Raw genomic sequence first — 13,328 nt, forward strand, 5'->3', positions numbered from 1 at the left:
CAGGTAAAGCTGCGAATGGGGGAAGGTAACGATGCGTGTTGCATGTCTCGGCGGCGGGCCGGCTGGCCTCTATTTCGGGATTTCAATGAAGCTCCGCGATCCGGATGCCGAAGTGGTTGTTATCGAGCGAAACCGCCCGGATGACACCTTTGGCTGGGGCGTCGTGTTGTCTGATGAGACGCTGGATAATCTTGCCGCCAATGACGCAGCCAGCGCGACGGTGATACGTAAACACTTTGCCTATTGGGATGACGTAGCACTTGTGCATAAAGGTCAGCGCACCGTGTCCAGCGGCCACGGATTTTGCGGGATCGGACGCAAGCAACTGCTGCTCATTTTGCAAGACCGAGCGCGCGAGCTTGGTGTCGAGATGCGCTTTGAGACCGAGGCGGCATCAGCCTCGGACTATATGATGAACTACGACGTCGTTGTGGCTTCGGACGGGCTGAACTCCAAGTCACGGGCCGAGTTCGCAGATGTTTTTCGACCCGATATAGACCAACGACGGTGTCAGTTCGTCTGGCTGGGTACGCATCAGAAGTTTGACGACGCCTTCACCTTTATTTTTGAGGAAACGCCAAAGGGCTGGGTCTGGGCACATGCCTATCAGTTCGACCGGGATACGGCGACTTTCATCGTGGAATGCTCGCAACAGACCTTCGATGCTTTTGGGTTTGGTGAGATGACCAAGCAAGAGTCCATCGCTTTGTGCGAAGACATTTTCAAAGATCATTTGGGCGGCCATCCCTTGATGAGCAATGCCAGTCATATCCGCGGCTCGGCCTGGCTGCGGTTTCCTAGGGTCTTGTGCGAAAAATGGAGTTACAAAAACCTGGTATTGCTGGGAGATGCCGCAGCGACCGCACATTTTTCCATTGGCTCGGGAACAAAGCTGGCACTGGAAAGCGCTATAGCGCTGGCTGACTTCGTCCATAAAGAAGATACGCCTGAAGCGGCTTTCGCGCGGTATGAGGACGAGCGTCGTCTTGAAGTGTTGCGCCTGCAATCGGCAGCGCGGAACTCGGTCGAATGGTTCGAGAATGTCGAACGTTACCTCGATCAGGATTCGGTTCAGTTGAATTACGCGATGCTGACACGGTCTCAGCGGATCAGCCACGAGAACCTGCGCCAACGCGATGCCAACTGGCTGGGGCATGCCGAGGCCTGGTTCATGCAGCAGTCTGGGGGCGCTGTTGATGGTATGGCCCGGCCCCCGATGTTTGCGCCATTTCGCCTGCGGGGGATGCAGTTGAAGAACCGGATCGTAGTGTCACCCATGGCACAGTACAAGGCGGTTCATGGGTGCCCGGTTGACTGGCACCTGATCCATTACGGTGAAAGGGCCAAAGGTGGCGCCGGGCTGGTATACACCGAAATGACCTGTGTCAGCGCCGAAGGCCGGATCACCCCAGGATGCCCGGGGCTTTATGAGCCCGAACACGAGGCCGCATGGGCTCGACTCACCGAATTTGTCCATGCGGAAACCGACGCCAAAATATGCTGTCAAATCGGCCATTCGGGCCGCAAAGGTTCAACCTGCATCGGGTGGGAAGGAATGGACCAGCCGCTGAAGGAAGGAAACTGGCCTTTGATATCAGCTTCGGCCATCCCTTGGTCCGACGGTAACGCTGTGCCCAGCGCGATGGATCGTGCAGATATGGATAGGGTCACGTCCCAATTTGTGACAGCAGCCCGGATGGCAGATCGTGCTGGGTTTGACATGATCGAGCTGCATGCGGCGCATGGCTACCTCATCTCGTCCTTTATCTCTCCTTTGTCGAACACGCGCGACGACATGTATGGGGGCAGTCTTGAAAACCGTATGCGTTATCCGCTTGAAGTTTTTTCAGCTATGCGGACGACCTGGCCCAAAGATAAGCCGATGGCGGTGCGCATTTCTGCCAATGACTGGGTCGGACCTACTGGCGTGACGCCGCAACAAGCTGTGGATATAGCGGCGATGTTCGATGCGGCGGGTGCAGATATCGTGGACGTTTCCGCCGGGCAGACTTCGACCGATGCTAACCCGGTTTACGGCCGTATGTTCCAGACCCCTTTCGCGGACCGCATTAGAAACGAATGCGGCATCAGTACTATGGCGGTGGGGAACATCTATGAAGCCGATCACGTAAATTCGATTCTCATGGCCGGTCGTGCAGATCTGGTGTGCCTTGCCCGGCCTCATCTGGACGATCCGTACTGGACCTTGCACGCGGCTACGGCGTTGGGGGATCGGCAGGAAACTTGGCCCCGCCCCTATGAAGCCGGGCGGGACCAGGCTTGGCGCCTGGCAGATCGCAAGGCGGAAACGGCGGGTGAAGTATGAAACATGTCGTCATAACCGGCGGCGGCACCGGCGTTGGTGCGGCTATAGCCCAAGATTTCGCGAATGGCGGAGCAGCCGTTACCATTTTGGGCCGTACAGAGGCCAAGCTGCAGCAGCAAGCCTTGCCGTATGTCCTTTGTGATGTGACCGATGACAAGCAGGTCCTAGCTGCTATTGAAACAGCACGGGCAGAACGCGGCCCGATTTCAATAGCGATTGCGAATGCCGGCGCGGCCCATTCGCTTCCGTTTCATCGGATGACAGCCGATGATCTGCGGACCCTGACGGATGTGAATCTGGTGGGTGTTTTCAATTTATGGCAGGCGGTTTTGCCTGACATGCAAGCCGCTGGAACGGGCCGTCTGATTGCCATCGCGTCCACCGCCGGATTGAAGGGCTATCCTTATGTTTCCGGCTATTGTGCGACAAAACATGCGGTGGTCGGGCTGACGCGGTCTCTGGCGGGCGAACTTGCGGCGACAGGCATCACCGTCAATGCGGTTTGCCCGGGGTTTGTGGAAACGCCGATGCTGGATCGCTCGATTGCGAACATCGTCGAGAAGACGGGAATGAGCGCGGAAAATGCGGTGAAAAGCCTGAAAAAGATAAACCCACAGGGTCGTTTCATCCAGGTCGAAGACGTAGCAGGTGCCGTGAGGTGGTTGTGCTCGGATGCGGCAAATTCAGTCAACGGCCACGCGCTTAGCCTGTCCGGAGGCGAGATATGAACCCAAACCCGCTTCAAGCACCATTGGAAGATCCATCCAAAGAGAGGTTGCGGTTATGGCTGCGGCTGCTCAAGACCACGCGTGGCATCGAGGCAGCACTAAGAGAGAACCTCAGGGTAGAGTTTGACACGACACTGCCGCGTTTTGACGTGATGGCAGCCCTGTCGCGGTTCGAAGATGGGCTGAAGATGAGCGAAATCTCGGGTGCGCTGCGCGTTTCGAACGGGAATGTGACCGGAATCGTGGATCGGCTGGCTGATGACGGCCTGCTAGTGCGCGTACCTGTGCCTGGGGATCGTCGTGCCCATCGCGTACGCATGACACAAAAAGGATGCGAGGAATTCGCACGTCAAGCCGCGGCGCATGAGGCTTGGATATCCGATATGCTTGGCCAGTTTTCCGCCGAGGACGCCCGCACTCTGACAACCGAACTCACTATTTCGGAGGAAATCGATGGCCAGTGACGTCAAACATTTTCGCTGCGAAATCCGGAACCGGGTTGCAACGATTGCACTGAACCGACCAGAGCGTAAGAACCCTTTGACCTTCGACAGCTATGCCGAACTACGTGATTGGTTCAGGGATCTGGTCTATTCAGAAGAGGTAGATGCAGTGGTGTTCGCCTCAAATGGTGGCAATTTCAGCTCGGGCGGCGATGTGCACGATATCATCGGTCCGCTAACGCGCATGAAGATGAAGGACCTGTTGCTCTTCACGCGAATGACCGGAGATCTCGTCAAGGCGATTGTGAATTGTGGTAAGCCGGTGATTGCTGCGGTGGACGGTATTTGCGTGGGGGCCGGGGCCATCATCGCTATGGCTGCGGATTTGCGTATCGCCACCCCGCAGGCCAAATGTGCATTCCTGTTCACGCGGGTGGGGCTGGCAGGGTGCGATATGGGGGCCTGCGCCATCCTGCCCCGTATCATCGGGCAGGGGCGTACGGCCGAACTGCTCTATACCGGACGCAGCATGACCGCTGATGAGGGGCTTTCCTGGGGGTTCTACAATGCAGTGGTTGATCCATCCGAGCTTGACGCTACCGCGCAATCTCTGGCTGACCGTATCGTGGCAGGCCCCAATTTTGCGCATATGATGACCAAGACCATGCTGGCGCAGGAGTGGTCTATGTCGATCGAACAGGCAATCGAAGCAGAGGCGCAGGCCCAGGCGATCTGTATGCAAACCGGAGATTTTGAACGCGCCTACAAGGCCTTTGTTGCAAAAAACAAACCAGTATTCGAGGGCGATTGATGGCAGATCAGAGCTTTCTTTCGTGGCCATTCTTTGACCCTCATCACCGGGGCTGGGCGGATCGGGTGCAAGAGGTCGCTCGGGGACTGACTATTGACCATGGCGACCCGGACCAGGCTTGTCGCGATCTGGTCCGCCAGCTGGGCGACGCAGGGCTGCTGCAGCCTACTTCGGACGAAAGCGGCCATTTGGATGTCAGGACGCTGTGCCTCAGCCGTGAAACACTTGCCCGCCATGATGGGTTGGCCGATTTCGCCTTTGCAATGCAGGGGCTTGGAACCGGTGCGATCTCGTTGTTCGGCTCAAAAGGCCAAAAGGCGCATTGGCTGCCGCAAACGCGCTCTGGTCAGGCTATCGCGGCCTTTGCATTGACTGAACCTCAATCGGGGTCGGATGTGGCAAATTCGACAATGACGGCTATCCGTGATGGCAACGACTTTGTCCTGAATGGTGAAAAGACATGGATATCGAACGGGGGTATCGCAGATGTCTACACCCTGTTCGCCCGTACTGGCGAGGCACCCGGGGCCAAAGGGTTGTCAGCTTTTATCATCACTCCTGATCTGAAGGGTTTCGAAGTTGTCGGGCGACTGGACACAATCGCGCCACACCCATTGGCGACGTTGCGTTTCAATGATTTGCGTGTGCCGGCTAGCGCGATGATCGGTCAAGCTGGCGCAGGATTTCGTATTGCAATGTCTGTGCTGGACCTGTTCCGCCCGACGGTGGCGGCCGCTGCGCTGGGATTTGCACGACGCGCGCTGGATGAGGCGCTGACACGGGTATCGGAACGGCAGGTGCAAGGCGCCCCGTTGTTTGATTTGCAGATGGTGCAGGGACACATCGCCGAGATGGCATTAGATGTCGATGCTTCGGCGCTTTTGATCTATCGGGCAGCGTGGGCCAAGGACAGCGGAGCGGCGCGCATCACACGTGAGGCGGCGATGGCCAAGCTGTTTGCTACCGATCAGGCGCAGTTGATTATCGACAAGGCGGTTCAGTTGTTTGGTGGCGACGGGGTGCGTTCTGGGATGGCGGTTGAATCTCTGTACCGAGAAATCCGTGCCTTGCGCATCTACGAGGGCGCCTCGGACGTTCAAAAAGTAATTATTGCACGTCAGACGATGGCCGCGCACATGGAGGGAAGGTGATGCTTGGACCGTCTGCACATACCGACACGTTCAGCCGCGATAACCTGCCCCCCCAGGATCAGTGGCCCGACTTCCTGTTGGCGGGTTTTGCATATTCCGATCATGTGAATGCAGCATATGAGCTGACCGATGCCATGGTTGCCAAGGGCTTTGGTGATCATACCGCTTTGATCGGCAATGGTCGGCAACGAACATATAAAGAGCTCAGCGACTGGACCAACAGGCTGGCACATGTATTGGTCGATGACTTGGGGGTCGAGCCGGGAAACCGGGTGCTGATCCGATCGGCTAACAATCCGGCAATGGTTGCGTGCTGGCTTGCCGCAACCAAGGTGGGAGCGGTTGTCGTCAATACTATGCCGATGTTGCGCGCTGCAGAACTGATGAAAACTGTCGATAAGGCGGAAATCCAGTTTGCATTATGTGATACCCGGCTGATCGACGAAATGCAGTCCTGCGCCAGTGATAACCGGTTCCTGCAGCGGGTCGTCGGGTTCGACGGAACTTCAAACCACGATGCCGAGCTTGATCGTCTAGCACTTGAAAAGCCGGTACAGTTCGATTGCGTTAAAACCGGGCGCGACGACGTGGCCTTGTTGGGTTTCACCTCCGGCTCGACAGGTGAACCCAAGGCCACCATGCATTTTCACAGAGATATTCTGATCATTGCCGACAGCTATGCGCGTGAGGTGTTGCAGGTCGTTCCGGAGGACGTTTTTGTTGGTTCTCCACCTTTGGCCTTCACATTCGGGTTGGGTGGTTTGGCGGTGTTTCCGTTGCGGTTCGGCGCGACTGCAACCCTGTTAGAACAAGCCTCGCCTGCGGGCATGATCGAGATAATCGAAAAATACAAAGCGACTGTCTGTTTCACTGCGCCAACCGCCTATCGGGTCATGCTGCAGGCGATGGATGACGGTGTAGATCTGTCTAGTCTGCGTGCGGCTGTGTCGGCGGGCGAGACCTTACCGCAGCCAATCTATGACGAGTGGATTTCCAAGACAGGCAAACCAATGCTCGACGGGATCGGCGCGACCGAGATGTTGCACATCTTTATTTCAAACCGGTTTGACGATCACCGCCCAGCCAGTACCGGCAGGCCGGTTACCGGATATGAGGCCAAAGTACTAAACCCAGACGGAACTGAAGCTGCAGTTGGGGATATCGGACGCCTGGCTGTTCGTGGTCCGACAGGGTGCCGGTATCTGAATGATAAGCGGCAGGCGGGTTATGTGACAGATGGGTGGAATATCACTGGTGACAGCTTTTATCGGGACGCAGAGGGGTATTTTCATTTTTCTGCGCGCAATGACGACATGATTATCTCGGCCGGATACAACATAGCCGGACCCGAAGTCGAAGCCGCACTTCTGGCGCATGAAGCCGTTGCGGAATGCGCGGTGATCGGCGTCCCAGATGCTGAGAGGGGTCATATTGTCCAAGCACATGTTGTTCTGGCTTCAGGTACGGCTGATGACGCTATGCGCGAAGCCCTTCAGGCTCATGTGAAATCTATGATTGCCCCGTATAAATACCCGCGCTCGATCCGGTTCTGCGATGGTTTGCCCAAAACCGCGACCGGAAAAATCCAGCGTTTCCGCCTGAAATCATGATCAATGTATGTAGAATATAGCGGGCAGAAAGAATGTAAGAAAAAGACCGAATTGCCAAAGGCATAGACCGAACGTTGAGAATAATGACATAAATCGCGTTCATAGGGCCAACGAAGGGAGAAGACGATGAAGAGACTATTGGCGGCTGCAGCGATCACTGCGCTGTGCGCGACGGGTGTTACAGCGGAAGTTAAGGTGGGGATGATCACAACGCTTTCAGGCGGCGGGGCCGGTTTGGGCATCGACGTACGGGATGGGTTCATGCTTGCGATTGCTCAATCGGGGCGGAATGATATCGAGGTGGTGATCGAAGACGACCAGCGCAAACCGGATATCGCGGTACAGCTGTCAGACAAGATGATCCAATCCGAACGTGTAGATGTGATGACCGGTATCATCTGGTCAAACCTGGCGATGGCGGTTGTGCCAGCCGCCGTGAACCAGGACGTTTTCTATCTGTCACCCAATGCGGGCCCGTCACCTCTGGCGGGGAAGGGCTGTCACCAGAACTATTTCAACGTCGCCTGGCAGAACGACAACCTGCACGAGGCCGCGGGTGCATACGCCAATGGTGCGGGTTACAAGAGCAGCTTCATACTTGCTCCGAATTACCCGGCGGGCGTCGACGCGCTGACTGGCTATAAACGCTTTTTCGAAGGTGATCTGGCCGGTGAGATCTATACCGAGCTTGGCCAGACTGATTATGCAGCTGAAATCGCCCAAATCCGCGCAAGCGATGCGGATAGCGTATTTTTCTTCCTGCCCGGCGGGATGGGGATTTCGTTTCTGAAGCAATATGCCGACAGCGGGATCGATCTTCCAGTTGTTGGCCCAGCCTTCAGCTTTGATCAGGGCATTCTGCAGGCGGTAGGCGATGCGGCGCTGGGCGTGGTGAACACTTCGCAGTGGAACAAGGATATCGACAACCCGACCAACGCTGCCTTTGTTGAAAGCTTTCAGGCAGAATACGGACGTCTGCCCTCGCTTTACGCCAGTCAGGGATTCGATACCGCCAACCTGTTACTTGCGGCGCTTAACAAGGCTGACCCGTCAGATGCGGATGCCTTCCGCGAAGCGCTGAGGGCGGCGGATTTCAACAGCACACGAGGGGATTTCAGCTTTGGCCCGAACCATCATCCGGTTCAGACCATCTATGCGCGCGAAGTGATCAAAGAAGGTGATGTATTCACCAATAAGATCCTTGGCGTAGCTCTTGAAAACCACTCTGATGCCTACGCGGCCGAGTGCAAAATGTAACTGAATTTCTGCCTGCCCCTAAAAGTGGGGCGGGCAGATCACCGGAGTTTCCATGTCCTCGATCCTGATTATCGAGCAGATCCTGAACGGGCTGCAGTTCGGCGTCATGTTGTTCTTGATGGCTGCTGGCCTGACGCTGATCTTCGGGGTGATGGGCCTGATCAACCTGGCCCATGGCTCTTTGTACATGGTGGGTGCATTTGCCGCTGCAGCAGTTGCAGGGGCGACCGGGTCATTTCTGCTTGCTCTGATTGCTGCTCTGGCTGCGGCCGCACTGGCCGGGGTGATCGTAGAAATGCTCGTTATCCGGCGGCTTTATCAGGCACCACATTTGGATCAGGTTCTGGCCACCTTTGCACTGATCCTGATCTTTTCCGAAGGGACAAGATGGGTCTTTGGGTCTTTCCCATTGTTCCTGGATATTCCAACGGCACTTTCGGGTCCGATCACGCTGCAGGGCGGGATCGAATATCCCCTCTATCGCCTAACCCTGATCGGGATTGGTCTTGCTGTTGCAGTAGGTTTGTGGGCCCTGATCGAACGCACGCGTTTGGGTGTGCAGATACGGGCCGGTAAGAACGACCGGGAAATGATTGCCGCACTGGGCGTCGACATCTCGAAACTTTACACTTTGGTCTTTGCACTAGGGGCGGGGCTGGCGGGGCTTGCCGGTGCTTTGGTTGGGGCAATTCAGTCGGTACAGGTGGGCATGGGTGAACCTGTTCTGATCCTGGCCTTCGTGGTTATCGTAATCGGTGGCATAGGCTCGGTTCGGGGGGCGTTCATCGGGGCGCTGTTGGTTGGGCTAACCGACACGCTGGGCGGGGTTTTCCTGCCCGAGCTGTTCAAACTGTTCATGGAACCGGGAGCCGCTCAGAAAAGCGGCTCGGCTCTGGCATCAATGGGAATCTATGTCCTGATGGGACTGGTCCTGATCTGGCGCCCAACAGGTCTGTTCGGAGCCCGCGCATGAGAATGAATGAAAGATACATCAATGGCCTGATGATCGCCGGCCTGCTGGCGCTGCCCCTTTGGGCGCTGGCCGCGGACCAGCCCTTCACAATCACGCTTGTGACGCGGGCGGTGATCTTGGCGCTTGCAGCGGCTGGTCTGAATGTCATCCTGGGAATTGGGGGGTTGGTCAGCTTTGGCCATGCTGTTTTCTTCGGGATCGGCGGCTATGCGATGGGCATTCTGACCTATCACGCGCAGACCTACACGGCACTGGATCTGGGCTTGATTTCTATCGAAGGCAGTAAATCCATGCCCGTGATCTGGATAGTTGCGATGCTTACTTCGGGCATTGCTGCCTTTTTCGTCGGTCTTCTGTCCCTAAGAACGTCAGGCGTTTATTTCATCATGATTACGCTGGCCTTCGGACAGATGTTTTACTACTTCGCGATTTCTTGGGCGCAATACGGGGGCGAAGACGGATTATCCATCTATGTTCGCAACGGTTTTCCCGGCCTCAACACATTGGATCCGATCCAGTTTTACGGCATCTGTTTCGCGCTGCTATGTCTCGTCCTGTTCCTGTTTGCGCGGATGCAAGCCGCGCCATTCGGGCTGGCTCTTAATGCGACACGGCAATCTACGGCGCGAGTCGAGACTGTGGGATTGAACCCCATGCGGCTGAAACTTTTGGCCTTTGTTCTGTCCGGCGCTGTCACTGGTCTGGCCGGGGCGCTGTTTGCCGATCTCAACCGGTTCGTTTCGCCGTCTATGTTCAGTTGGCAGCTTTCGGGCGAATTGATTGTGCTGATAATCATCGGAGGTGTCGGACGCCTGATGGGTCCGGTAATTGGGGCTTGCGTGTTTGTCGCGCTCGAGCATTTTCTGGGTGAACTAACCGATTTCTGGCATGTATATTTGGGTATTGTTCTGCTGTGCATCGTTCTGTTTGGTCGCGGTGGCCTGATTGGGCTGCTAACCGGGAAAGAGGGGGCACATGTCTGATCCCGTCCTTGCCACCGAGAGTCTGAACAAAAGCTTTGGTGCGTTAAAGGCTACGGATAACGTCTCGATTGATCTCAGGCCAGGAGAGATCCACGCTATCATTGGTCCGAATGGAGCGGGAAAATCCACGTTGATCCAGCAGATCTGCGGAGGTTTGCAACCGGATTCGGGGCGTGTTTTGCTGTGCGGACAGGATGTGTCGGACCTTGGCACGCAAAAGCGGGCAAGGGCAGGGATGGGGCGGACGTTCCAGATATCGGAACTGTGCATGGAAGATACGATTCTGGAAAACGTCGTGTTGAGCGCCATGGGTGCGGAAAACCTCGTATGGCGGTTCTGGAAACCTGCCTTGAAACGGCCAGAGCTGCTCGAAAGGGCCGAGGCTGCGCTGGAAAGGGTGGGCTTGGGCGATGAACGCGAAACGCGTTGCGCAAATCTCAGCCATGGTCAACGCCGCCAGCTTGAAGTCGCCGTGGCTTTGACTTTGTCACCTAGGGTCTTTGTCATGGATGAACCGATGGCCGGGCTTGGCGCTGGAGGGTCCAAACGGTTGACCGGGTTTCTTGACGGTCTGCGGGAAGAGGCGCCCATCCTCCTTGTCGAACATGATATGGACGCCGTTTTTGCGCTGGCTGACCGGATCAGCGTATTGGTCTATGGCAAGGTGATTGCAACCGGGACGGCAGATGAAATCCGCGCAAGCCGTGAGGTGCGCGATGCCTATCTGGGGGATGAGGCATGACTTTGTTGCGGGTAGAAAACCTGACCGCGACATACGGCGTCAGTCAGGCTTTATTTGGTGTCGATCTTTCTCTGGCGCAGGGCGAGGTTACAGCCCTTATGGGGCGCAATGGGATGGGCAAGACCACGACTGTCAAAGCCATTTGCCGGATGATCCGGTCCGAGGGCACCTTGTCGCTGAACAATCAGAATCTGCACGCTCTACCCAGCTATAAGGTCGCGCGTCTTGGTGTCGGGCTGGTACCCGAGGGGCGCCGGTGCTTTGCCGACCTGACGGTGCGCGAGAATCTGATCGCCGCTGCCAGACCCGGCGAGTGGACATTGCAGAAGGTGGCTGAACTGTTCCCACGGTTAGAGGAACGTCAGGGCCAAGGGGCAGCCTCACTATCCGGCGGAGAACAACAGATGCTGGCTATCGGGCGCGCCCTGATGACAAATCCGCAGCTCTTGATCCTCGATGAAGCAACCGAAGGGCTGGCTCCGATCGTGCGACAGGAAATCTGGTCGGTCTTGCATCGCCTGAAACAGGAAACCAATGTTTCGATCCTGTTGATCGACAAGTCTCTGAAAGAGTTGGCGCTGGTGTCTGACCGCGCGGTCATTCTTGAGCGCGGTAAAACAGTCTGGTCTGGCGCGATGGTGGATCTCGGTCATGACATCACAGAAAAATATGTGGGGGTCTGATGACTTTTGAATTCCACCAAAAGGTTCTGTTCAAACATTGCGACCCGGCGGGGATTGTCTTTTTCCCGCGCTATTTCGAGATGATCAATGATTGCGTTGAGACCTATTTCGATCAGGTGCTATGCAAACCGTTTGAAGAGATTCATCCTGTTGGCGCAGTGCCTACCGCACAGATACAAACCCGATTTTCAGCGCCCAGCCGTCACGGTGACCATTTGATATTCCGGATGAAGATCACAAAGATCGGACGCAGTTCAGCCGAATACTCGGTCGTGGCCAGTTGTGCGCAAGAGGAGCGACTGACAAGCGTAGCAACGCTTGTTCATGTAGATTCAAAGGGCGGTCCAACGGCCTGGCCCGCAGACATCCGTAAAAAACTCGAGGCATTCAGGGACGACGCGCTATGAGCCACAAGACAATTCACCCCGACGGCTGGTTGCCTGCCAAAGGATATGCCAATGGCGTTTTGACCAAAGATGGAACGTTACATATCGGCGGGCAAATAGGATGGGACGCGAACAAGAAATTTGTCAGCGGCGGGTTCATCGGACAGATGAAACAGGCGCTGCAGAATATCGTTGATATTGTCGAGGCCGCTGGTGGCTCGGCCCGCGATGTGACCCGCCTGACCTGGTTCGTAACAGACAAACGCGAATATCTGTCTCTGCAAGCCGAAGTTGGGGCCGCCTATCGTGAGGTTTTCGGCAGGCATTTTCCTGCGATGTCAATGATCATCGTGGCGGGTTTGGTCGAAGACGAGGCCTTGTTGGAAATTGAAGCGACAGCACATTTATCCTGAAGGCAAGCGACATTGAAACGGGCCCAGCGGAATGAATTTGAGCGATTTTCACCATAGGAGGTGAGAATTCTGCCAAACCTCTTTTCTGAAATCACAGGGCCGCCGAAGCGGGTTGCAGCGGCCTAAACCGGGCTGGATTTTGCGCTCGTACCAGAGTGAAAAGGCCAACGTGCAGGGCGTAACCAAGTCATTTGGGCGACCGATTGAATGGTGAGGGGAGACAAAAACAAACTTCCGCCGCTATTTCGTCAGATCAATCACAAATTCATATCTCAAACAGATCCTCAACAAAACATGAGGGTCGACGCAGTGAAAAGAGTCACAAGGCATCTAAGTCTCGAAAGACGGCGGTTGTCGCTGATTGCGGCTCTGGCTTTTGCCTCAGGTTTCACTCTTTACTCACATATAGAGGCAACGCGTTTCGGATTACCCGTCCCGGTTGTTATCGGCCTGATCTATATGGCTGTCATTGTATGCGCGACGGCTCTATCCACCTATTTCCTTCCTGGCTTGCGCCGCGTCACGGATACGGTGGCGATGACGCGTCTGGCATTTGCTCTTTGGGTGGCCGGAACCCAAAGCCATGAGATCGCAGCCTCGCCCACAATCAGCGCCGCCGTTGTGGTAGGGGGCGCGATCTTCGTGTTGCAAACGGGTTCTTTGGTTCAAAAGCTGGCCGGTAATCGACCGGATTTCGGCTTTGTCCCTCACATTGTTGGAAACACGCGTCTGTTTCTGGCCTGGTTGGATAACGCCTGCGAATATCAGGGTGCCCGGGTCCAGCCGGTATTTGCAGGAAAGACGCCTCGAACGGTGGTCTGA

14 protein-coding genes are annotated in these 13,328 nt (G+C 56.0%); all 14 read left to right on the top strand.

All coding sequences use genetic code 11. From position 1 onward, the window contains the following. Nucleotides 1-31: 31 nt before the first annotated feature. The gene (locus tag AC2FFB_RS13780; RefSeq protein WP_496694019.1) at nt 32-2,326 is read left to right on the top strand and encodes a bifunctional salicylyl-CoA 5-hydroxylase/oxidoreductase; all 2,295 of its coding nucleotides are present in this window, start codon (nt 32-34) and stop codon (nt 2,324-2,326) included. Beyond that, the gene (locus tag AC2FFB_RS13785; RefSeq protein ID WP_496713238.1) at nt 2,323-3,054 is read left to right on the top strand and encodes an SDR family NAD(P)-dependent oxidoreductase; all 732 of its coding nucleotides are present in this window, start codon (nt 2,323-2,325) and stop codon (nt 3,052-3,054) included. Before AC2FFB_RS13780 ends, AC2FFB_RS13785 begins: the two co-directional genes overlap by 4 nt. After that, on the top strand, nt 3,051-3,518 hold the full coding sequence (locus AC2FFB_RS13790) for a MarR family winged helix-turn-helix transcriptional regulator (protein ID WP_142637787.1): 468 nt from the start codon (nt 3,051-3,053) through the stop codon (nt 3,516-3,518). Before AC2FFB_RS13785 ends, AC2FFB_RS13790 begins: the two co-directional genes overlap by 4 nt. Further along, nucleotides 3,508-4,308: an enoyl-CoA hydratase family protein gene (locus AC2FFB_RS13795; RefSeq protein WP_496702299.1), complete on the top strand. Its 801-nt coding sequence runs from the start codon at nt 3,508-3,510 to the stop codon at nt 4,306-4,308. The genes AC2FFB_RS13790 and AC2FFB_RS13795 overlap by 11 nt, the downstream gene beginning before the upstream one ends. After that, nucleotides 4,308-5,459 (top strand): acyl-CoA dehydrogenase family protein, encoded by a 1,152-nt coding sequence (locus tag AC2FFB_RS13800; protein WP_496875053.1) that lies wholly within the window; start codon nt 4,308-4,310, stop codon nt 5,457-5,459. Before AC2FFB_RS13795 ends, AC2FFB_RS13800 begins: the two co-directional genes overlap by 1 nt. Beyond that, entirely contained in the window at nt 5,459-7,069 is a 1,611-nt protein-coding gene (locus tag AC2FFB_RS13805) for an AMP-binding protein (protein WP_496875054.1), read from the top strand. The genes AC2FFB_RS13800 and AC2FFB_RS13805 overlap by 1 nt, the downstream gene beginning before the upstream one ends. Nucleotides 7,070-7,195: 126 nt before the next feature. Next, the gene (locus tag AC2FFB_RS13810; RefSeq protein ID WP_496875055.1) at nt 7,196-8,326 is read left to right on the top strand and encodes an ABC transporter substrate-binding protein; all 1,131 of its coding nucleotides are present in this window, start codon (nt 7,196-7,198) and stop codon (nt 8,324-8,326) included. Nucleotides 8,327-8,378: 52 nt separating this feature from the next. Next, nucleotides 8,379-9,299, top strand: a complete 921-nt coding sequence (locus tag AC2FFB_RS13815) for a branched-chain amino acid ABC transporter permease (protein ID WP_142637797.1) — start codon at nt 8,379-8,381, stop codon at nt 9,297-9,299. 2 nt (nt 9,300-9,301) lie between these two features. Continuing rightward, complete coding sequence (locus AC2FFB_RS13820; RefSeq protein WP_496694063.1) at nt 9,302-10,282, top strand: branched-chain amino acid ABC transporter permease; 981 nt, start codon at nt 9,302-9,304, stop codon at nt 10,280-10,282. Next, nucleotides 10,275-11,024, top strand: coding sequence for an ABC transporter ATP-binding protein (locus tag AC2FFB_RS13825; protein WP_281995513.1), 750 nt, complete (start codon nt 10,275-10,277; stop codon nt 11,022-11,024). The genes AC2FFB_RS13820 and AC2FFB_RS13825 overlap by 8 nt, the downstream gene beginning before the upstream one ends. Then, on the top strand, nt 11,021-11,707 hold the full coding sequence (locus AC2FFB_RS13830) for an ABC transporter ATP-binding protein (protein ID WP_142637801.1): 687 nt from the start codon (nt 11,021-11,023) through the stop codon (nt 11,705-11,707). The genes AC2FFB_RS13825 and AC2FFB_RS13830 overlap by 4 nt, the downstream gene beginning before the upstream one ends. Next, nucleotides 11,707-12,114, top strand: coding sequence for an acyl-CoA thioesterase (locus AC2FFB_RS13835; RefSeq protein WP_142637803.1), 408 nt, complete (start codon nt 11,707-11,709; stop codon nt 12,112-12,114). The genes AC2FFB_RS13830 and AC2FFB_RS13835 overlap by 1 nt, the downstream gene beginning before the upstream one ends. Beyond that, on the top strand, nt 12,111-12,506 hold the full coding sequence (locus tag AC2FFB_RS13840) for a RidA family protein (RefSeq protein ID WP_142637805.1): 396 nt from the start codon (nt 12,111-12,113) through the stop codon (nt 12,504-12,506). Before AC2FFB_RS13835 ends, AC2FFB_RS13840 begins: the two co-directional genes overlap by 4 nt. A gap of 309 nt (nt 12,507-12,815) precedes the next feature. Next, on the top strand, nt 12,816-13,328 hold the full coding sequence (locus AC2FFB_RS13845; protein ID WP_142637807.1) for a hypothetical protein: 513 nt from the start codon (nt 12,816-12,818) through the stop codon (nt 13,326-13,328).

The organism is Ruegeria sp. YTSA219, from assembly GCF_059609985.1.